The 19750-nt window shown below is 68.1% G+C and carries 18 protein-coding genes; 7 read left to right on the top strand and 11 right to left on the bottom strand.

The window, feature by feature from the left end; translation table 11 throughout:
* Positions 1-52: 52 nt before the first annotated feature.
* From MEBOL_RS04790 to MEBOL_RS04775, 4 genes are all read left to right on the top strand, one after another.
* Positions 53-1981: a YgiQ family radical SAM protein gene (locus MEBOL_RS04790; protein ID WP_095976301.1), complete on the top strand. Its 1929-nt coding sequence runs from the start codon at positions 53-55 to the stop codon at positions 1979-1981.
* 76 nt (positions 1982-2057) lie between these two features.
* Positions 2058-2366 carry a hypothetical protein gene (locus MEBOL_RS04785; protein ID WP_095976300.1) on the top strand — a complete coding sequence of 103 codons (309 nt, stop codon included), beginning with the start codon at positions 2058-2060 and terminating at the stop codon, positions 2364-2366.
* Positions 2367-2472: 106 nt separating this feature from the next.
* Positions 2473-2658 carry a hypothetical protein gene (locus tag MEBOL_RS04780; RefSeq protein WP_095976299.1) on the top strand — a complete coding sequence of 62 codons (186 nt, stop codon included), beginning with the start codon at positions 2473-2475 and terminating at the stop codon, positions 2656-2658.
* A gap of 25 nt (positions 2659-2683) precedes the next feature.
* Entirely contained in the window at positions 2684-3043 is a 360-nt protein-coding gene (locus tag MEBOL_RS04775) for a hypothetical protein (protein WP_095976298.1), read from the top strand.
* Between the two features lie 5 nt (positions 3044-3048).
* Here the strand turns inward: MEBOL_RS04775 and MEBOL_RS04770 are convergent, their stop codons facing one another.
* The 7 genes from MEBOL_RS04770 to MEBOL_RS04740 form a co-directional block, all read right to left on the bottom strand.
* Positions 3049-3903 carry a CheR family methyltransferase gene (locus MEBOL_RS04770; RefSeq protein ID WP_095976297.1) on the bottom strand — a complete coding sequence of 285 codons (855 nt, stop codon included), beginning with the start codon at positions 3901-3903 and terminating at the stop codon, positions 3049-3051.
* 13 nt (positions 3904-3916) lie between these two features.
* Positions 3917-7435: a response regulator gene (locus MEBOL_RS04765; protein ID WP_245919460.1), complete on the bottom strand. Its 3519-nt coding sequence runs from the start codon at positions 7433-7435 to the stop codon at positions 3917-3919.
* A 34-nt stretch (positions 7436-7469) separates the two neighbouring features.
* A complete protein-coding gene (locus MEBOL_RS04760; RefSeq protein ID WP_170115447.1) occupies positions 7470-9764 on the bottom strand; it encodes a response regulator in 2295 nt (764 codons plus the stop codon).
* A gap of 140 nt (positions 9765-9904) precedes the next feature.
* On the bottom strand, positions 9905-10294 hold the full coding sequence (locus MEBOL_RS04755) for a helix-turn-helix domain-containing protein (RefSeq protein ID WP_095976295.1): 390 nt from the start codon (positions 10292-10294) through the stop codon (positions 9905-9907).
* 74 nt (positions 10295-10368) lie between these two features.
* Positions 10369-10788: a CBS domain-containing protein gene (locus MEBOL_RS04750; RefSeq protein ID WP_170115446.1), complete on the bottom strand. Its 420-nt coding sequence runs from the start codon at positions 10786-10788 to the stop codon at positions 10369-10371.
* Positions 10789-10805: 17 nt separating this feature from the next.
* Positions 10806-11270, bottom strand: coding sequence for a DUF2267 domain-containing protein (locus MEBOL_RS04745; protein ID WP_095976293.1), 465 nt, complete (start codon positions 11268-11270; stop codon positions 10806-10808).
* 105 nt (positions 11271-11375) lie between these two features.
* Positions 11376-11747, bottom strand: a complete 372-nt coding sequence (locus MEBOL_RS04740) for a DUF423 domain-containing protein (RefSeq protein ID WP_095976292.1) — start codon at positions 11745-11747, stop codon at positions 11376-11378.
* Positions 11748-11827: 80 nt separating this feature from the next.
* On the opposite strand from MEBOL_RS04740, the gene MEBOL_RS04735 reads away from it, so the two are divergent.
* The 3 genes from MEBOL_RS04735 to MEBOL_RS04725 all read left to right on the top strand — a co-directional run bounded on the left by MEBOL_RS04735 (position 11828) and on the right by MEBOL_RS04725 (position 15813).
* Complete coding sequence (locus MEBOL_RS04735) at positions 11828-12457, top strand: SET domain-containing protein (protein WP_095976291.1); 630 nt, start codon at positions 11828-11830, stop codon at positions 12455-12457.
* Between the two features lie 135 nt (positions 12458-12592).
* The gene (locus tag MEBOL_RS04730) at positions 12593-14644 is read left to right on the top strand and encodes a dipeptidyl-peptidase 5 (RefSeq protein WP_095976290.1); all 2052 of its coding nucleotides are present in this window, start codon (positions 12593-12595) and stop codon (positions 14642-14644) included.
* 17 nt (positions 14645-14661) lie between these two features.
* Entirely contained in the window at positions 14662-15813 is a 1152-nt protein-coding gene (locus MEBOL_RS04725; protein ID WP_095976289.1) for an aminotransferase class V-fold PLP-dependent enzyme, read from the top strand.
* A gap of 3 nt (positions 15814-15816) precedes the next feature.
* On the opposite strand, the gene cysK is transcribed toward MEBOL_RS04725, so the two are convergent.
* The 4 genes from cysK to MEBOL_RS04705 form a co-directional block, all read right to left on the bottom strand.
* Entirely contained in the window at positions 15817-16737 is a 921-nt protein-coding gene (cysK, locus tag MEBOL_RS04720) for a cysteine synthase A (RefSeq protein WP_095976288.1), read from the bottom strand.
* 50 nt (positions 16738-16787) lie between these two features.
* The gene (gene epsC / locus MEBOL_RS04715) at positions 16788-17633 is read right to left on the bottom strand and encodes a serine O-acetyltransferase EpsC (RefSeq protein WP_095976287.1); all 846 of its coding nucleotides are present in this window, start codon (positions 17631-17633) and stop codon (positions 16788-16790) included.
* 18 nt (positions 17634-17651) lie between these two features.
* Positions 17652-18365, bottom strand: coding sequence for a hypothetical protein (locus MEBOL_RS04710; protein WP_095976286.1), 714 nt, complete (start codon positions 18363-18365; stop codon positions 17652-17654).
* 106 nt (positions 18366-18471) lie between these two features.
* Positions 18472-19725: a hypothetical protein gene (locus MEBOL_RS04705; RefSeq protein WP_095976285.1), complete on the bottom strand. Its 1254-nt coding sequence runs from the start codon at positions 19723-19725 to the stop codon at positions 18472-18474.
* Positions 19726-19750: the final 25 nt, after the last annotated feature.

Raw genomic sequence — 19750 nt, 5'->3', positions numbered from 1 at the left:
GCGTTTGCTTCCCGCCCGCCTGAGCGGTTAGGGGTGGGGAAGGACGCACCTCATGGCCATCCAGACCCGCCACGCCCATCCGTTTCTTCCCGTCAACCGCGCCGACATGAAGGCCCGGGGGTGGGAGCAGCTCGACATCATCATCGTCACCGGCGATGCGTACGTGGACCATCCCGCGTTCGGCCCCATCCTCATCGCCCGTTTCCTCGAGGGCCGGGGCTTCAAGGTGGGCGTCATCTCCCAGCCGGACTGGCACTCGGCCGAGCCCTTCAAGGCGCTGGGCAAGCCCCGCCTCTTCTTCGGGGTGGCCGCTGGCAACCTCGATTCGATGCTCAACCGGCTCACCGCGCAGAAGAAGAACCGCTCGGAGGACCAGTACAGCCCGGGGGGGCGCACCAACTGCCGGCCGGATCGCGCCTCCATCGTCTACGCGCAGCGCTGCCGCGAGGCGTTCCCGGACGTGCCCATCGTCCTGGGCGGCATCGAGGCGTCGCTGCGCCGCATCGCCCACTACGACTACTGGAGCGACAAGGTCCGGCGCGCCATCCTCTTCGACGCCAAGGCGGACCTGCTCGTCTTCGGCATGGGCGAGCGCCCCATCTGGGAGATCGCGGACCGGCTGAACAAGGGCGAGCGCATCGAGGAGCTTCGGGACGTGCGCGGCACCGCCTACCTCATCAACGACGAGGCGATGAAGGCGCTCGAGGCGGATCCGGCCAGGCGGGCCGCGGACCTGAAGACGGTGATTCTTCCCTCGTACGAGCAGGTGGTGGCCGACAAGGAAGCCTTCGCGCGCATGTCGCGTGACTTCCAGATGGAGACCAACCCCGGCAACGGGCGGCCCCTGGCGCAGCGGCATGGCAACCGCGCCATCTATTTCAACCCGCCCGCGAAGCCCTTGGAGGACGGCGCGGGCAAGGCCGAGAGCGCGTCGGTGTCCATGGACGAGCTCTATGATTTGAAGTTCAACCGCGTGCCGCACCCGATGTACCAGGAGAAGATCCCCGCCTACGAGACGGTGAAGCACTCGGTGGTGCTCATGCGCGGCTGCTTTGGTGGCTGTACCTTCTGCTCCATCACCGAGCACGAGGGCCGCGTCATCCAGAGCCGCAGCGCGGAGAGCGTGCTGCGTGAGGTGCGGGCCCTGCGGCGCATGGGCGACTTCCGTGGCACCCTGACCGACCTGGGCGGTCCCACCGCCAACATGTACAAGCTCAAGTGCAAGAGCGAGGACATCGAGAAGCGCTGCCGCAAGCTGTCCTGCGTGCACCCGGGCGTGTGCGAGAACCTGGACACGGATCACGGGCCGCTCATCGACCTGATGAAGCAGGTGCGAAAGGAAGAGGGCATCAAGCACGTCTTCATCGCGAGCGGTGTGCGCTACGACCTGGCCGAGCGCTCGCCCGAGTACGTGAAGGAACTGGCCGCGCACCATGTGGGTGGACAGTTGTCGGTGGCTCCCGAGCACGTGTCTCCCCGGGTCCTGGAGAAGATGAAGAAGCCGGGCATCGAGAGCTTCGAGCGCTTCCAAACCCTGTTCGCCTGTGCGAGCGAGGAGGCGGGTAAGGAGCAGTACGACATCCCGTACTTCATCAGTGGGCACCCGGGCTCGGAGCTGTCGGACATGGTGGACCTGGCGCTGTGGCTCAAGCAGAACGGCAAGCGCCCCCGCCAGGTGCAGGACTTCATCCCCACGCCCATGTCCGTGGCCACGGCCATGTACTACTCGGGCTTCGATCCCTTGAAGATGGAGCCCGTCTACACGGCGCGGGGTCTGCGCGAGAAGAAGCTGCAGAAGGCGCTGTTGCTCTACTGGAATCCCGAGCAGTGGCCGCTCGCGCGCGAGGCGTTGATCCAGGCGGGCCGTGAGGATTTGATCGGCCGGGGGCCTCACGCGCTGGTGCCGCCAGAGACCGCCGGGGAGGCCTCTCGCCGCAAGCAATCCGAGGCGCGTGAGCGGCAGGAGCGGCGAGCCCGGTAGTCGGGGGCCGCCGCCTCGTGTGGGGGGCGAGCGGCCAGACCTTGTCAGGAAAAACGGGGGACGTTAGTTCCCTGTCATGTCCTCGAATTCCAAATTCCTGGGTGCTCCGCTCGCCATCGAGGTGGAAATCCGCGCGGAGAAGGCCTCCGCGATGCGCCGGGTGGCGCAGAAGGTGGAGTCCCTGCTGGCGGAGCTGAAGAAGATCGAAGACGCCTCGCTCGGCACCCAGGGGGCGGAGCGGGCGCGTCACGTGGCCCGCCACCAGACCTTGCGCGCCGAGGCGGAGAAGCAGCGCTGGTACCTCATCGTTCAACGGGAAGCGATGGGCCTGTATCACCATGGTGACATCGAGGAGCTGTACCGCCTGCCCAATCCGTTGAGGTAGCAGGGGAGGCGGACGAGCGCCGCGCGGAGGCTCCCCCTGGTTCCCAGGAAGAGACATGCCCAGGGTTGAGGGGAAGTTCATCCCCGAGCCCAGGAAGGGGTGGGTCATGTCATCGGAGGTTTCCGCCAGGAGCGCGGTGCTTCGCATCGAGGATACGGAGCTCAAGAAGGCCCTGGGTCATCCCGAGCCCGTGAAGTCGGATCTGGTGGTGTTCGACCCCTCGGCGGAGGAGAGCGGGGAGACGGACGCCGTGTCCGAGGACGCCGAGGCGGAACCCGTTCCCCACCATTAAGAGAGCGAGTGCGGGAGTTGGCGCCATGACCGAGTTCGAGCTTCGAGCCGAGGAGGAAGGGGCGCTCTCGCGTCGGCGAGCCCTCGCGTTGGAGCAGCGGATGCGGCGCCTCGCGGACCGGGGGCAATGGAAGGAGGCGGTCATCGTCGGTGACGCGCTTCTCCGGACGCGGGGAGGTGAGGACGACCCTGTTCTTCGCCGCTGTGTCGCGCGGACCCTGCTGTCCATGGCGGACTGTCTCCAGGGTCTCGGGCACCCGGAGTCGGCCGTGGCGGCGGTGGACGTGCTCCTCGGGGAGTTCGCTGGCTCCTCGGACGGAGAGCTGAGGCGGTCTGTGGCGGAGGCGCTGCGCCGCAGGGCGAGCCTCCAGGCGGACTGGCACTGAGGGCGTCAGGCCCGCCGGCGGTAGATGCGCTCCTGGACATCCACCTCGTCATACTCCCGCTCGAGCACGGTGAAGCGCAGCGTCTCGCCGCGTCCCAGGGCGAGCACGCCGAAGCGGCGCAGGGACTGGTGCAGCAACCGGTGGACGTGCTCCTGCAACTGCGTGCCGAAGTAGATGAGCACGTTGCGGCAGAGGATGACGTTGAACTCGTTGAAGGTGCCGTCGCTCACCAGGTTGTGCTGGGCGAAGACGATGTTCTTGCGCAGCGAGGCCTTGAAGATGGCGTGGTCATAGTTGGCCGTGTAGTAGTCGCTGAAGGAGCAGGTGCCTCCGGCGCGCTGGTAGTTGGACGTGTACTCCCGCATGTGCTCGAGCGGGAAGATGCCCGACTTGGCCTGCTCCACCACGGCCACGTTCATGTCCGTGGCGTAGATGCGGCTGCGCTCGTACAGCCCCGCCTCCTGCAGGAGGATGGCGAGCGAGTACACCTCCTCGCCCGTGGAACACCCCGCGTGCCAGATGCGCACGAAGGGGGCGGAGAAGAGGTGGGGCACCACCTGGTCGCGGAACGCCTGGAAGAAGCTCGGGTCGCGGAACATGGTGGTGGTGTTCACCGACAGGTGCTGCAGGAGCATGTCCATCATCTGGGCGTCGTGCAGCACCTTGCCCTGGAGCGCGGAGAAGGTCTCCAGCTTCATGGCGTGCACCATGTTCCACACCCGCCGCCGCAAGGACACGCGGGCATAGCCCCGGAAGTCCAGGCCATAGCGCCGGAGGATCCCCTCGAGGAGCAGATCCAACTCGATGTCCTCGAGGGTCTCCTCGGCCTTCGTGTTCGCCCGTGCCAGTGCGTCTGTCATCGCGCCCGCTACGCTATCCGTTCAGGTGCCGCTCCGTGGTACGGAACAGCCACACGCGCAGCAGGCTGATGAGCTGATCCGTCTCCACCGGCTTGGTGATGTAGTCGCTGGCGCCCGCGTCGATGCACTTCTCGCGGTCGCCCTTCATGGCCTTGGCCGTGAGCGCGATGATGGGCAGGCTCTTGAGCGAGTTGACCTGGCGGATGGCGCGCATGGTCTCGTAGCCATCCATCTCCGGCATCATCACGTCCATGAGCACCACGTGCAGATCCGGCGTGTTGCGGATGAGCTCGATGCCCTTGCGGCCATTCTCCGCGTAGAGCACCTGCATCTTGTGCCGCTCCAGCACGCTGGTGAGGGCGAAGATGTTGCGCACGTCGTCGTCCACCACCAGCACCTTCTTGCCGGCGAGCACCGGATCGTTCTGGTGCACCTGCTTGATCATGGCCCGCTTGCTCTCGGGCAGGTTGGCCTCCACGCGGTGCAGGAAGAGCGCCGTCTCGTCCAGGAGCTGCTCGGGTGACTTGACGCTCTTGATGATGATGGCATCGGTGACGCGCTTGAGGACGATTTCCTGCTCCTCGGTGAGTGCCTGGCCCGTGTAGACGATGATGGGTGGGGTGTGGCCCTGGGCCTTCATGGCGTCGGCGAGTTGCAGGCCCGTCATGTCCGGCAGCCCCAGGTCGAGCACCACGCAGTCGAAGTACTTCTCGCCCAGGGATGCCAGGGCCTCGTGGCCGCTGCCCACCGCCGTCGTCTTCACGTCGCCGTTGCCGATGAGGTGGACGATGCTCTCGCGCTGCCGCGCGTCGTCCTCCACCACCAGCAGGTTCTTCACCGGCCGCTCGATGAAGTCCTTGACCCGGCCCAGGGCCTCTCCCAGGGCCTCCCGGGTGACGGGCTTCCGCAGCACCGCCAGCGCGCCCAGCCTCAGGCCGCGGCTGCGCTCCTCCTCGCTCGCGGAGATGATGTGCACGGGGATGTGCCGCGTGCGCCCGTCATGCTTGAGCCGGTCCAGCAGGCTCCACCCGTCGATGACGGGCAGCCCGAGGTCCAGGGTGATGGCATCCGGCTTGTACTGGCGTGCCATGGCCAGGCCCGTGTCGCCGCGCAGCGCCACCAGTCCCTTGAAGCCCTTTTCGCGCGCCAGACCCAGCAGGATGCGCGCGAAGACGATGTCGTCCTCGATGATGAGCAGGGTGCGATCCCCGGACTCGATGTCGCGCCGGTCGTCCTCGACCTCCTCCTCGCGCGCCAGCTCCACGTCTTGCGCGGCGGACTCCACCTCCGCGCGCAGGGCGTGGACCCGCTCCTCCCTGTTCGCCCGGACCGCGTTCGGGTTGTTGACGGCGGTGCTTCCCGAGGCGGGAGTGCCAGCCTGGAGGGAGCGGGACTGCGACGAGGGCGAGATGTACGTCTGCGGCACGTAGAGGGTGAAGGTGCTGCCCTTGCCCGGCGCGCTGACGACCTTGATCTCTCCGCCCAGCAGCCTGGCGATCTCCCGGCTGATGGACAGGCCCAGTCCGGTGCCGCCGTACTTGCGGCTGGTGGTGCCGTCGGCCTGCTGGAAGGCCTCGAAGATGATCTTCTGCTTGTTCTCCGCGATGCCGATGCCCGTGTCGATGACGGAGAAGGCGAGCACCGAGCCGCCCTGGTTGAGGGTGGGGTGATCCGTGCTCCAGCCGCCCCGCGCCGGACGCACATCGAGGGTGACATGGCCCTCGTCGGTGAACTTGAAGGCGTTGGCGAGCAGGTTCTTGATGACCTGTTGCAGCCGGCGCCCGTCCGTGAAGAGCTGCGGAGGCAGGGCCTGGGCGAACTCCAGGTTGAAGCCGAGCTTCTTGTCCACGGCCATCTGCCGGAAGGTGCGCTCGACGAAGTCCTTGAGGCTGGTGAGCGACACCTCGTCCACGTCCACGCTCATGGTCCCGGACTCGATCTTCGACAGGTCCAGGATGTCGTTGATGAGCGAGAGCAGGTCGCTGCCCGCGCCGTGGATCGTCTGGGCGAACTCCACCTGGCGGCCGGAGAGATTGCCCTCGGCGTTCTCCGACAGGAGCTTGGAGAGGATGAGCAGGCTGTTGAGGGGCGTGCGCAGCTCGTGGCTCATGTTGGCCAGGAACTCGTTCTTGTACCGGGAGGAGAGCGCGAGCTGCTGGGCGCGATCCTCCAGGGACTCCTTGGCCTGTTCGATCTCCCGGTTCTTGCGCTCGACCTCCATGTTCTGCATCTGCAGGAGGCGGCTGCGCTCCTCGAGCTCCTCGTTCGTCTGCTGCAGCTCCTCCTGCTGCTGCTTGAGGCGTTCCTCGGAGGCCTGGCGGCTGCGCGCCTGCTGCTCCAGGCGGTGGTTGGTCTCGGTGAGCTCCTGCTGCTGGCCGCGCAGCTCGCTGGCGAGGCTCTGCGACTGCGCGAGCAGCTCCTCGGTGCGCATGCTCGCGGCGATGGTGTGGAGCACGATGCCGATGGACTCGGCGAGCTGGTCCAGGAAGGACAGGTGCGTTTCGTTGAAGCGCTGGAACGAGGCCAGCTCCAGCACCGCCTTCACGGCGCCCTCGAAGATGACCGGCAGCACCACGATGTTGAGTGGTGGGTGGTCACCCAGTCCGCTGTTGATGCGGATGTAGTCGTTCGGCACGTCCGTGAGGAGGATGCGCTCCTTCTCCAGGGCGCACTGGCCCACGAGTCCCTCGCCCAGGCGGAAGTGGTTGGCCAGGCTCTTGCGCTCGCGGTAGGCGTAGCTCGACAGCAGCCGGAGCGTCTGGTTCTTGTCCGTGCCGTCCATGAGGAAGAAGACGCCGTGCTGTGCCTGCACCAGGGGCGCCAGCTCCCGGAGGATGAGCCGCGAGACGGTCTCCAGCTCGCGCTGGCCCTGGATCATGCGGGTGATGCGCGTCAGGTTCGTCTTGAGCCAGTCCTGCTCGGTGTTCTTCCGCGTGGTGTCACGCAGGTTGGCGAGCATCTGGTTGATGTTGTCCTTGAGGGCGGCCATCTGGCCCTGGGCCTCGACGCAGATGCCGCGCGTGAGGTCTCCCTTGGCCACCGCGGTGGCCACCTCGCTGGCGAACGAGGAGAGCTGGGCCACGGTGCCGTTGATGACCCGGGCGGTGCGCAGGAGCTCGCCCTTGAGCGGACGGTCCTCGACGTCGAGCGCCATGGTCTGGGTGAGGTCTCCCTTGGCCACGGCGCCCATGACGCGGGCGACCTCGGTGATGGGCTGTCCCAGGTCGGTGATGAGCGAGTTGAGCGCGTCGATGCACCCGCGCCAGTCACCGGTGGCGTTGGGGATGGCGGCGCGCTGGGAGATGCGGCCCTCGCGGCCCACCACCTGGCTGAGGCGCGCGACTTCTCGCGCCAGCGACTCGTTGAGGACGATGACCTCGTTGAGCGTGTCGTAGATCTTCCCCGGAGTTCCCGTGCGGTCCTCGGGCATGCGGACACTGAAGTCCCCCTTGCGGACGGCTTGGAGCGTCTTGAGGAGAAGCTTGGTGTCGATCGTCTTGTCGGACGGAGCCTTGTCGGGCTGCGTGGCCATGATGGGGGCGTCTCCAGTACTGCGTTTCGGCGGCTCAGGCGGCCGGGCAAAGCTTCTTCAACACCTGGGACAGATCGTCCGAGGATACGGGCTTGACGAGGTGGGCATCGAAGCCAGCCTCGAGTGCTCGCTTGCGGTCCTCCGGGTGGCCATAACCGGTGAGGGCCACGAGCCTTGTTCCCGCGCCGACCGCGGAGGCGCGCACCCGCTCGGCCACCGTGTAGCCGTCCATCTCGGGCAGGCCGATGTCCACGAGCGCCACCTGGGGCCGCGAGGACAGCACGAGCTCCACCGCGGCCCGTCCATCGCCGGCTTCCTCCACCCGATGGCCCTGCAACTCGAGGAGGTCGCGCAGCGTCTCGCGGATGTCGGGGTTGTCCTCCACGAGGAGGATGTGGAGCGGCCCGAGCTTGGTCGTGGCCGAGGCGGCGGACTGGAGCAGGGAGGGGGACAGGGGAAGCGGGGCCGCGGTGCTGGTGGGCAGGGGCAGGCGCACGATGAACTCACTGCCCTGGGACGGCCCCTCGCTGCGGGCGCTCACGCTGCCGCCATGCATCTCCACCAGGCTGCGCACCAGGGTGAGACCCAATCCCAGACCGCCCTGGGCCCTGTCGCTGCCGGGATCCACCTGCACGAAGAGATCGAAGACCCGGCGCAGCATGTCCGGCCGCAGTCCCACCCCGTTGTCGCGCACGCTGATGACGAGCTCTCCGTCCTCCTGGCGGGCGCTCAAGGCGATCTGCCCGCCACTGGGCGTGTACTTGGCCGCGTTGTGCAGCAGGTTGGCCACCACCTGCGTCATCCGCGTGGGGTCCACGTTCAACCGCACCGGCTCGGGTGGCAGGGTGACGCTCAGGGCGTGGTGGCGCTGGGCGATGAGGGGCTCGCAGGCCTGGATCGCTCCCTCCATCAGGTCCGAGAGGGTGACGGGGATGGGTTTGATCTCCACCTTGCCCCGGGTGATGCGGCTGACGTCGAGCAGGTCGTCCACCAGGCGCGTCATGTGGGCCACCTGGCGATTCGCGCTGCCCAGGGCGCGCTGCAGGATGTCGTCCTGCTGGGCGCGCAACTCGAAGACCTCGAGCGCGTGGCGCACGGGGGCCAGGGGATTGCGCAGCTCGTGGGCGAGCATGGCCAGGAACTCGTCCTTGCGGCGGTCCGCCTCGCGCAGCGCGTGGATGAGCCGCTCGCGTTCGAGCGCCACGGCCACCTGATCGCACACGCCCTGCATGAGCGACAGCTCACCCTCGGAGAAGGTGCGGGGGGAGCGCGTGCCGAAGGCGAGGGTGCCCAGGACGCGGTCCTGACCCATCAGCGGGTAGCACACGAGCGCCGCCAGTCCGAGTGGGTTCACGGTGTCCGGACCTGGCGCCGTGCCTTGGGGGATGCTGGCGTCGAGCACCCAGCGCTGGCGCTCGGCCGCCACGAGGCCCGCGATGCCTTGTCCCGGCTCCAGATGCCGCAACGCGGGCAGTGACTCGGGGGCGATGCCCGCGTGGACCGCCAGCTCCATGCCCCTGGCGTCGTCCTGGAACAGGTACCCCAGGCAGACCTCGAGCCCCAGGTGCCGCGCGATCTGCTGATGGACGCTGTCCAGGTGGCCGCGGCCATCCGGATCCTTCAACAAGCGGCTGGCGGTATCCGCCAGCAGCCACAGCCGCGCGTTGCTCTCGCGCAGTGCGGCCTGGGCCTGCTCCTTCTCGCTCACCAGCCGGGCGAGCTCCTGGGCCCGTTGCTCCCGGGCCTCGGACACCTTTCGCTCGCGCTCTATCTCCTGCTGGAGGAGGGAATGGGCGTAGTGGGCGCGCGCCTCGGTGAGCCGCTGGGCGTAGGCTTGGCTCTCGGCCTGCCGCAGCAACTCCTCCTGCCGGCGCACCTCCTCGCGCTTGCGGTGCAACTCCAGGAACACGCTCACCTTGGTCCGGAGGATCTCCGGGACGATGGGCTTGAAGAGGTAGTCCACCGCGCCGAGCGCATAGCCTCGCGTGACGTTCACCTCGCTGCGGTTGGAGGCGGTGATGTAGATGATGGGGACGTGCCGCGTGCGCTCGCGCATGCGGATGAGGGCGGCGGTTTCGTAGCCGTCCATCCCCGGCATCTGCACGTCGAGGAGGATGAGCGCGAAGTCGCGCTCGAGCAGCAGGCGCAGTGCCTCGTCTCCGGAGGAGGCACACACGACGTTGGCTCCCAGGTCGGAGATCAATCCTTCCAGGGCACGAAGGTTGGCGGGTGTGTCGTCCACGGCCAGCACCTCGACCCGGGCGGGCGTGGTGGGCGAGGTCGTCGTCAGGAGGGGTAAGGGGGGCGAGTGAGCCGTCGAATCGGACACCCCCCCCTTTTTATCGGTTATCGAGAGCCCAACCCAGGGGCAATACGGCTCCAGTCGCGGAGACACACTTCGCCTGGTCGCCCGGCGGGCACGGTCTGTTCACTCCGGAACACTTCAGCGCGGCGAGTGACGGGCAGGTGTCACGAACCATCCGCGCCGGGTTCCTCGGGAGGCTCGAGAATCGTCTGGAGGGCGACGCGGAACAGCTTCAAGCGCTGGGGGGGCAGGTCGCGCACGAGCGTGGCGAGGCGCCGGATCGCGGGAGAGGTCTCGGGAGGTTCCTCGGCGTGCGGCTTGCCTGGAACGCTCGGTACGGGAGGCAGGGAGAGGAGCACGTCGGCGGAGATGCCGAGCACGACACACAACTCCCGCAGCTTGGGGACACTGGGCAGCATGTCCCCGCGTTCGATGCGTCCGTACACGGTGGGGACGAAGCCCACGGCCCGGGCCACCTGCTCCTGGGTGAGTTCCAGACGCGTCCGTGCCTTCCGGAGTTGGACGCCGAGAGTGGGTTGCGGCGTGTCATCCATGGGGTGCGCTCACGAGAGGGAGGAAAGGACACCGGTGGCCCGGGACGATGGCCTCCCTTCCGGGCGGCGTGACCCTACTTGATGGGCAGCATCGCCGGGAGAAAACCTGATGCATTCCCGTGTTCGTCGCGCCCCGCTTCCAACTCCTTCCAGGAGACACTGCCCAACAAGGTCCCCTCCTCATCCACCACCAGATGCCTCGCGGCACCGTTCCTCAAACGCTTGGCGGCTTCGTCCAGGCGGGTGTCGGGGCGGAGCCATTCGACGTCCTCCGTCATCACCGAGGAGAGGCGCGAGGTGCGGGGGTCATGGCCCATGGCGACACCCCGCACCACGAGGTCTCGATCCGTCACCAGGCCCACCACCCGTCCGCCGTCACATACGGGCAGCTCCCGGACGCCGAGCCGCCGCATCGCCTCCGCGGCCCGTACCAGGGGGGCGTGGGCGTCGATTCCCTCCACGTCCCGTGTCATGACGTCCCTGATCGTCTTCATGTCCGTGCGTTCCGGGGTCAGCATGCGCGGGCCCAGAGTGCCTGGAAGTCCGGGGGCAGCGCGTCCGCCACCTGGTCGGCCTCGCCTTCGGTGATGTGGGCGCGGAGCGTGGAGAAGATCGCCCGGGTCACGCTCTCGGCCCGGGGACGGTCTCCGCCGATGTCCGCTTCCACCCGGCGCAGCACCGCTTCCAGGCTGGGGAGCTCCGGGGCGGAACCCCGGCGCGAGGCACAGGCCTGGAGCGCTTCCCGCAGCTTCACCGGCAGTCGTGCCCGCCATTCATCCGCGGTGTCCCGTATGAGGGGCTGCTCGAACGCGCACAGGACCGACACGAAGACCCGTTGAGCCTGCTCCCTCGGCAGGCCACTCGCCGTTTCGAGCCCGTCCAGGAAGAGGGAATACGTCCGGTTGCAGCGGGACATCCGCCGCCGCTCACGCAGCAGTCGCAGCTCCTCTTCCATCTTCTCGGGCTCGTCCGCCATGGTGCCTCCCTCCGTACGGTGGGGATGCCGCGGGGCGGATGCACCCGGGGCTTCCCCTCGTCGCCAGGGAAGCAGCCGTCAAGGTCGGGAATAGGGGGGCCCGGCTCAGTTCGCGTGCCGCCAGGCGACGACGGCGAACAGCAGCCAGCCCAGGAGGAAGCCCAGGCCGCCCAGTGGGGTGATGGCGCCCAGGGCGCGCACGCCGGAGAGCGCCATCGCGTACAGACTGCCGGAGAAGAGCAGGATGCCCACGACCAGGGACCAACCCGCGCCATTCAACAGTGGGCTGGGACGCAACTGCCCGAGCAGGCCGATCGCGATCAACCCCAGCGAGTGGTACATGTGATAACGAGCACCGGTCTCGAAGATGGTCAGCAAGTCCGGAGTAAGTCTCGCGCGCAGCGCATGCGCACCAAATGCTCCCGCCGCCACGGACAGGAACGCGCTTGCCGCGCCGAGAGTGAGCCACAGCCGCATCGTCGAGCGCCTTTCTTTAGAAGTCCGACTGAGGCACCCTACCGCGCCTTTTCCAGCGCGTCTCTACTTCCTTCCTCACGATGCCCGCTCCCTCCAAGAAGACTCCTTCCCGCAAGTCCTCCGCTTCCCCCACGTCCCAGCCCTTCGCGCTGCGCCCTTCCTCCATCCAGGGACAGGGTGCGTTCGCCACGCGGCCCATCAAGAAGGGCGAGCGCATCATCGAGTACCTCGGTGAGCGCATCACCCAGGACGAAGCCGACGAGCGCTACGACGATGGGGCCATGTCGCGCCACCACACCTTCCTCTTCAGCGTGGACGAGGACACGGTCATCGACGCGGCGCGGGAGGGCAACGACGCGCGCTTCATCAACCACTCGTGCGCTCCCAACTGCCAGGCCTTCCTCGAGGACGACCGCATCTTCATCTACTCCCTGCGCGACATCGCGGTGGGCGAGGAGCTCGTCTACGACTATGGCTACGAGCGCACCGAGGGCATGGGCCCGGAGGAAGAGGCGCTCTACGTCTGCCGCTGTGGCGCGCCGGGCTGCCGGGGCACCATCCTGGCTCCCGTGAAGAAGGAGAAGGCCGCTCCCGCCAAGAAGGCGAAGGCGTCGAAGAAGAAGGGCTCCTCCACGAAGAAGAGCTCCAAGAAGGCCTCGACCCGCTCCGGCTCCGCGACGAAGAGCCGTTCGCGGGCGGCCCGCGGCTGAGGGGGAGGGCTCGCCACGGGGGGCGGGGACGCGTTGACGCCCGGTATGGGTGCGCGTCCCCTCCGGGTGGAGCGGTGGACACTTGGGGTTGAAACGGGCACCGTCGTGAGCGGTTGACTCATTCGGAGGACCCCCTTGACCCTTCCCCTCGTCGCGGCGTTCGCCCTCGCGGCCGCCCCCACCCATCCCTATTCCGTCCAGGATCAGGTGACGATGCGCCGGATCAGCGATCCAAGCGTGTCGCCGGATGGCAAGCGCATCGCCTTCGTGCTGCGCACCACCGACCTGGAGGCCAATCGCGGCCGCACGGATCTGTGGCTCGTCGATGCCGACGGCCGCAACCCGCGTCAGCTCACCTTCTCTCCGGAGAGCGAGGGCCAGCCCACGTGGAGCCCCGACGGCCAGAGCCTCTTCTTCCTCTCCTCGCGCGGCGGCTCCAGCCAGGTGTTCCGTCTGCCGCTCGGGGGCGGAGAGGCCCAGCCCGTCACGAAGCTGCCCCTGGACGTGGGTGCCTTCCGCCTGTCCCGGGACGGCAAGCGGCTCGCCGTCGCCCTGGAGGTGTATCCGGACTGCGCCTCGCTGGAGTGCACCGTCCAGCGTCAGCAGGAGCACCAGAAGAAGAAGAGCTCCGGCCAGCTCCATGACTCGCTCTTCGCGCGGCACTGGGATACCTGGCGCGATGGTCGGCGCTCGCACCTCTTCGTGCTGCCGGTGGAGGGTTCCGCCGCGCCCCGCGACGTGATGGCGGGCATGGACGCGGATGGCCCGAGCAAGCCCTTCGGCGGGCCGGAGGAATTCACCTTCACGCCGGACGGCAAGGGGCTCGTCTTCACCGCGCGCGATGTGGGCGCCTCGGAGGCGTGGAGCACGGACCTGGACCTCTTCCTCGCGTCCGTGGAGAGCGCCGGGGCTCCCCGCAAGCTCACGGAGAAGAACCGCGCCACGGACACCTCACCGGTGTTCAGCCCGGATGGCAAGACGCTCGCCTACCTGGCCATGTCGCGTCCGGGCTACGAGTCGGATCGGCTGCGGGTGGTGCTGCGCTCGTGGCCGGACGGCAAGGAGCGGGTCCTCGCCGAGGCGTGGGATCGCTCGGCCGGCTCGCTCACCTGGAGCGCGGACGGCAAGTCGGTGCTGGTGACGGCGGACGAGCTGGGCCAGCACCCCGTCTTCTCCCTCAACGTGGCCAACGGCCAGGTGCGCGCCCTGAGCGGTCCGGGGAGCGCCGCGGAGCCGCGGGCCCTGCCGGATGGCCGTGTCGTCTTCCTGCGCGATGATCTCAAGTCGCCCGCGGATCTGTACTCGGTGCGCGCGGACGGCGGTGACGTGCGCCAGCTCACGCGCGTCAACGAGGAGGCCCTGGCCCGCATCCGCTTCGGTGACTACGAGCAGTTCTCCTTCCCGGGTTGGAATGGCGAGACGGTGCGGGGCTTCGTGGTGAAGCCGGTCGACTTCGACGCGAAGAAGAAGTACCCGGTGGCGTTCCTCATCCACGGCGGCCCCCAGGGCAGCTTCGGCAACCACTTCCACTACCGTTGGCATCCGCAGACGTACGCGGGCCGGGGCTACGTGGCGGTGATGGTCGACTTCCACGGCTCGACGGGCTACGGCCAGGCCTTCACGGACGCCATCCGGGGGGATTGGGGTGGCAAACCCCTGGAGGATCTCCAGAAGGGCCTGGAGGCGGCCGTCCAGCGCTACGCCTTCATGGACGGGGGCCGCGTGTGTGCGCTGGGCGCGAGCTACGGCGGGTACATGATCAACTGGATCGCCGGCCAGATGCCCGAGCGCTTCCGCTGCCTCGTGAACCACGACGGCAACCTCGACGAGAAGATGGCGTACTTCAACACCGAGGAGCTGTGGTTCCCCGAGTGGGAGCACGGCGGCACGCCGTGGGACAAGCCGGAGGGCTACACGAAGCACAACCCCATCGACCACGTGGCGAAGTGGAAGACGCCCATGCTGGTCATCCACGGCGGCCAGGACTTCCGCGTGGTGGACACGCAGGGGCTGGCCACCTTCACGGTGCTGCAGCGCCGGGGCATTCCCTCCAAGCTGCTCTACTTCCCGGACGAGAACCACTGGGTGGTGAAGCCGGCCAACAGCATCCAGTGGCATGACACGGTGCTGGACTGGTTGGACCAGTGGACGAAGGCGTCGACGTCCGCCGCCACGGGCACGCCGTAGCGGGGTAGGGTTGCGGGATGGCTCCGTCCCCTGATTTCGACGCCTATCGCTCCGAGTTCCCCGTGGTGCGCGAGCAGCTCTACTTCAACCACGCGGGGGTGGCCCCCACGAGCCGGCGGGTCGTCAACGCCATGCACGAGTGGGAGGAGGATCTGCTCCTGCACGGCGTGCGCTACGAGCGGGGTTGGGAGGCCCGGGCCGAGCGCACGCGGGGCCTGGCCGCGCGCATCGTCGGGGCCTCTCCGGAGGAGATCACCTTCGTGCGCAACACGGGCCATGGCCTCGGTCTCATCGCCGAGGGACTCGACTGGAGGCCCGGGGACGAAGTCGCCGTCGCCACGTCCGTCGAGTACCCCTCCAACGTCTACCCTTGGATGCACCTGCGCGATCGGGGCGTCTCCGTGCGGGAGATCGAAGCGCGCGAGGGCGGTGTCACCCCCGAGGCGGTGGCCGCCGCGCTCACCCCTCGCACCCGGCTCGTCTCCCTGAGCTCCGTGCAGTTCGCCTCCGGCCACCGCACGGACCTGGACGCCATTGGGGCGCTGTGCGAGCGCGCGGGCGTCCTCTTCTGCGTGGACGGCATCCAGAGCGTCGGCTGCGTTCCCGTGGACGTGAAGAAGAGCCGCATCCACTTCCTCAGCGCGGACAGCCACAAGTGGATGCTCGGCGTGTCCGGCATGGGTCTGCTCTACGTGGCGCGCGATGTCCTGCCGCGCGTGCGGCCCGTGCTCGTCGGCTGGCGCTCCACCACGGACCTCTGGAACTTCAACACGCTCCACTTCGAGCTGCGCCCGGACGCCACGAAGTTCGAGGAGGGCAGCCACAACTTCGCCGGCATCTACGCGCTCGGCGCCGCCCTGGAGCTGCTGCTGGAAGTGGGCATGGAGCATGTCGCGGCCCGCATCCAGGCACTGCTCGTCCATGCGGACACGCGACTGCGGAGCCTGGGCTGCGACACGGGCCCCTCCCCGGAACACCGCGCGGGGAGCCTCACCTTCCTGCCCCCCGGAGGGGAGGGCGACGTGAAGGCGCTCGCGGCGTACCTGACCGAGAACCGCGTCAGCTTCTCGGTCCGCCGGGGACGCATCCGCGTGTCGCCCCACTTCTACAACCAGCCGGAGGAGTTGGACCGGCTGGTGGCGCTGGTGCGCGGCTTCTCCGGGCGCTGAGGGCTACTGCGCCGCGAAGAGGTTGTCGATGGACAGGTAGCGCTCGCCCGTGTCGTAGCAGAAGGTGAGCACGCGGCTGCCGTCGGGGATCTCCGCGATCTTCTGGTTCACCGCCGCGAGCGCCGCGCCCGAGGAGATGCCCACGAAGATGCCCTCCTCGCGCGCCGAGCGCCGGGTGAAGTCGAACGCCGCTTCCTCGGCCACCTGGATGACGCCGTCGAGCGCTTCCTTGTGGAGGTTCTTCGGGATGAAGCCCGCGCCAATGCCCTGGATGGGGTGGGGCGAGGGCGCGCCGCCGCTGATGACCGGCGACTTGGTGGGCTCCACGGCGAAGACCTGGAGCTTGGGCCAGTGCTGCTTGAGCACCTCGGCGCACGCGGTGATGTGGCCGCCCGTGCCCACGCCGGTGATGAGGTAGTCCAGCCCCTCGGGGAAGTCCCGGAGGATTTCCTGGGCCGTGGTGCGCTTGTGCACCTCGATGTTGGACTCGTTCTCGAACTGCTGCGGCATCCACGCCTTGGGATTCTGCGCCACCAGCTCCTGCGCCTTGGCGATGGCGCCCTTCATTCCCTGCGTCCGCGGCGTCAGCTCGAAGGTGGCTCCGTACGCCGCCATCAACCGGCGGCGCTCGATGCTCATCGACTCGGGCATCACGAGGATGAGCTTATATCCCTTGACCGCCGCCACCATGGCCAGGCCGATTCCCGTGTTGCCCGACGTGGGCTCCACGATGACGCTGTCCGGCTGGAGGATGCCCTTCTTTTCCGCGTCCTCGATCATCGCCAGCGCGATACGATCCTTGATGCTGCCGCCCGGGTTGGCGCGCTCCAGCTTGAGGTACACCTGGACGCGCGAGGGAAAGAGCCGGTTGATGCGCACGTGCGGCGTGTTGCCAATCGTCTCGAGGATGCTGTTGGCCTTCATGGACGGGACCTCTCGGCAGTTTCTGCCATGGCGGAAAGGGTTCTGCTATATCAGATGTGATACTCCAACTCGTCGAATTCCGCACCGCCGTGCCGGGCCCGGACCTCGCTGCGGCGGGTCACCACGGACTCGGGGGGGATGCTCTGGGTGATGAAGGCGTTGCCGGCGATGATGCTGCCGCGGCCCACCACGGTGGAGCCTCCGAGGATGGTGGCGTTGGCGTAGATGACCACGTTGTCCTCGATGGTGGGGTGGCGCTTCTTGTCCGCGAGGCTCTTCTCCACCTGGAGCGCGCCCAGGGTGACGCCCTGGTAGATGTTCACCCCATCGCCAATCTGGGTGGTCTCCCCAATGACGACACCCGTGCCATGGTCGATGACGAAGCGCCGGCCGATGTTGGCGCCCGGGTGGATGTCCACGCCGGTGCGCTCGTGGGCCAGCTCGGAGAGCAGGCGGGGCAGCAGGGGGCAGCCGAGCGTGTGCAGGGCATGCGCCACGCGGTAGATGGCGATGGCGTAGAAGCCCGGGTAGGTGAGGATGACCTCATCCACGCTGCGCGCCGCCGGATCGGCCTGGAAGATGGCGTCCGCGTCCTGGCGCAGCCAGGCGTAGATTTCCGCCAGCTCGTGCATGAAGCGCTGGGGAATGTCGTCGGAAGGAGCGGGGTAGCGGGGCGCGAGCGTCTGCAGCACGCGCGTGAGGGTCGCCTCCACCACCGCCACTTCGGAGCGGACGCCCACGCCGCTGCAGTCCAGCCGCTGGGCGAAATGGGGAAAGAGCAACGCCAGCACCTTGTCGGCGAACTCGGGCGCGGTGGCGCGGACGTTCGGCGAGAAGCAGTGCTGCTGGCGTGCCTGGATGAGGGTGTGGATGAGCCGGCCGTTGGGTTCTTCCATGGACGGCGAGACTAACCGTTAGTAGCGGCCGCCGCCCACTGCGCTGACGATGGCCGAGAGCACCCGGTCCTCCACTCCCCAGACGGCCTTGTTCATTCCCTTGATGCCCGCCCCCCGCAGGTAGTCGGTGAAGTCATGCAGGGCGGTGGAGCGCTGCATGCGCTCGGTCTTGGCCGCGTAGAGCAGGGGGGTGTTCGGCGCGCCCGTCATGCCCAGGTCCGGGCAGGCCTCGGACAGCTTCTGGGGATCGATGCCCGTCGCGGCCGACATCATGGCCACGGTGAACTTGTGCACGGGCAGCTCGCGCGCGTTGGGAATCTTCCCGAGCACCTTGGCCCGCGTCTCCGGACCGGAGTCGAGCTGCTCGAGCGTGACCTTGGACATGGCCAGGAGCTGCTCGTTCGTCACGTGCTTGTTGTCGAGGATGGCCCGGCGGAAGAGGCTCTCGGGCGTATCCCCCTTGATCTGGATGTCACACGTCTTGAGCCGCTCGAGGATGGTGTTGATGGTGCGGCCCACCTCGGAGTCCGCCGGGCCGCGCCAGGTGCCCTGGGGGGCCTGGGCGGACTTCACGGTCGCGGCGTCGAAGCCGCTCTTGAGCGCGTGACCCAGCGCCTGGGCGGCGTTCGGCCCCTGGGCGCTGGCGGGCCGCGCGGCGTTCTGGGGGACCGGGGCGGGCGTGGCCGGGGTCGAGGGGGTGAAGGCGGCGGGGCGGCGGCCGATCGGGTCCATGGGATTCTCCGGCACGGGCTCGGGTGAGCCTGGGTCCAGCCGTATTATCCACACATCGGCTGGAAGAGTTGCCTGTCACGGTTCCGACCGGCCCGCCCCTCGGGGTTTAACGCAGCTGGACGAAGGAGAAGATGAGGCCCTGCGAGTTCACCTGGGGCTTGCCGGTCTCACCCGTGAGCTGGTGCAGCGTCGTGCCCGAGGAGCCGGCCGCGAACTGGGTGAAGAGGATCTGGTCCTGGGCCTGGTAGAGGAAGGTGCTGCCGGTGCTCACCGGAAGCGTCTCGATGGGGGTGGCGGTGAAGGTGTCCAGCTTGAGCTGGCTCCACTTCCACGCGGCCGCGCTCGCCACCTGGCGGGGGTGGACGCCCGCCTGGATGGGGTAGGTCTGCTCATCGAGCACGCGCACGTAGGCGGTGCCCTGGGGCCCGGGGAGGATGGTGCCCACCGTGCCGCCGTTCGCGAACGAGTTCAGCTCCTTGTAGAAGTCGGGGTCGAACGTGAGCGACGAGGGATCGAACTTGAGCAGGCAGGGCTCCGGTGTGTCGCCGCCCGTCACGCGGTGGACGGCCGCGCCGTACACCTCGGTCGCCAGGTAGACCTGGCCATCCGGACCGAGGACGCCGTCGCGGACGTAGCCGCAGCGGTCATCCGTCACCAGGGTGGCGGTGTCGGTGCGCGTGTCGACGACGACCACACCCGCCTGCTTGGTGATCCCCACGACCGAGGACGGACGCCAACCCACGGGCATGATGATCTGGTTCTCCCGCGTCACCACCGGCGACGAGGCGAAGGTCGTGATCGCGCCGGTGATCGCCAGGCCGGGCAGGGAAATGCTCCCCGTGACCGTCATCTCGGTGGGGTTCCAGACGATGACCTGGGAGGTGCGTCCGTCGAAGTAGTAGGCCTTGGTGGGCGAGGCGAACTGGAACTGGGTCTGGTACTCGCCGATCGACGCCACGCCCTTGCCCGCGAAGCTCACGGTGTCCCCCTTCTCCAGGGTCCCCTTGGCGGTCAGGTTGTAGCGGGTGACCGTCGCGTCCTCATCTCCCGCCACGTAGAGGGCGCCCGACTTGGGAATGCCCATGCCGAGGGACCGGCTGGGCACCTCGATGGCCTTGTCCAGCGCCAGGGTCGCGTTGCCGTCCAGCTTGTTCGTCAGGACGATGTAGCTCTGGGGCGTATCGGCCGTGAGGAGCTGGGTGATGATGGCGTACAGCGGTCCGGTCGAGTCGGTATCGCCGGGGGTGGTGGGCTCCGGAGTGGTGGGCTCGGGATCCGAGACGCCACAGCCGGCGGTGAGGGCCAGGGCGAGCGTCGTGAAGGCGACGCGCGAGGTCGAGAGCAGGGAAGACAGCTTCATGGAAAGACCTTTCTGCGGAGGTGCT

Source organism: Melittangium boletus DSM 14713 (assembly GCF_002305855.1).
Taxonomy (GTDB): domain Bacteria; phylum Myxococcota; class Myxococcia; order Myxococcales; family Myxococcaceae; genus Cystobacter; species Cystobacter boletus.
This window is presented reverse-complemented; position numbering and strand designations above follow the sequence as displayed.

Excerpts from the sequence above, each read along its gene's own strand:
- MEBOL_RS04790 (WP_095976301.1), top strand. The coding sequence starts at position 53 with ATGGCCATCCAGACCCGCCACGCCCATCCGTTTCTTCCCGTCAACCGC.
- MEBOL_RS04785 (WP_095976300.1), top strand. The coding sequence starts at position 2,058 with ATGTCCTCGAATTCCAAATTCCTGGGTGCTCCGCTCGCCATCGAGGTG.
- MEBOL_RS04780 (WP_095976299.1), top strand. The coding sequence starts at position 2,473 with ATGTCATCGGAGGTTTCCGCCAGGAGCGCGGTGCTTCGCATCGAGGAT.
- MEBOL_RS04775 (WP_095976298.1), top strand. The coding sequence starts at position 2,684 with ATGACCGAGTTCGAGCTTCGAGCCGAGGAGGAAGGGGCGCTCTCGCGT.
- MEBOL_RS04770 (WP_095976297.1), bottom strand. The coding sequence starts at position 3,903 with ATGACAGACGCACTGGCACGGGCGAACACGAAGGCCGAGGAGACCCTC.
- MEBOL_RS04765 (WP_245919460.1), bottom strand. The coding sequence starts at position 7,435 with ATGGCCACGCAGCCCGACAAGGCTCCGTCCGACAAGACGATCGACACC.
- MEBOL_RS04755 (WP_095976295.1), bottom strand. The coding sequence starts at position 10,294 with ATGGATGACACGCCGCAACCCACTCTCGGCGTCCAACTCCGGAAGGCA.
- MEBOL_RS04750 (WP_170115446.1), bottom strand. The coding sequence starts at position 10,788 with ATGAAGACGATCAGGGACGTCATGACACGGGACGTGGAGGGAATCGAC.
- MEBOL_RS04745 (WP_095976293.1), bottom strand. The coding sequence starts at position 11,270 with ATGGCGGACGAGCCCGAGAAGATGGAAGAGGAGCTGCGACTGCTGCGT.
- MEBOL_RS04740 (WP_095976292.1), bottom strand. The coding sequence starts at position 11,747 with ATGCGGCTGTGGCTCACTCTCGGCGCGGCAAGCGCGTTCCTGTCCGTG.
- MEBOL_RS04735 (WP_095976291.1), top strand. The coding sequence starts at position 11,828 with ATGCCCGCTCCCTCCAAGAAGACTCCTTCCCGCAAGTCCTCCGCTTCC.
- MEBOL_RS04725 (WP_095976289.1), top strand. The coding sequence starts at position 14,662 with ATGGCTCCGTCCCCTGATTTCGACGCCTATCGCTCCGAGTTCCCCGTG.
- cysK (WP_095976288.1), bottom strand. The coding sequence starts at position 16,737 with ATGAAGGCCAACAGCATCCTCGAGACGATTGGCAACACGCCGCACGTG.
- epsC (WP_095976287.1), bottom strand. The coding sequence starts at position 17,633 with ATGGAAGAACCCAACGGCCGGCTCATCCACACCCTCATCCAGGCACGC.
- MEBOL_RS04710 (WP_095976286.1), bottom strand. The coding sequence starts at position 18,365 with ATGGACCCGATCGGCCGCCGCCCCGCCGCCTTCACCCCCTCGACCCCG.
- MEBOL_RS04705 (WP_095976285.1), bottom strand. The coding sequence starts at position 19,725 with ATGAAGCTGTCTTCCCTGCTCTCGACCTCGCGCGTCGCCTTCACGACG.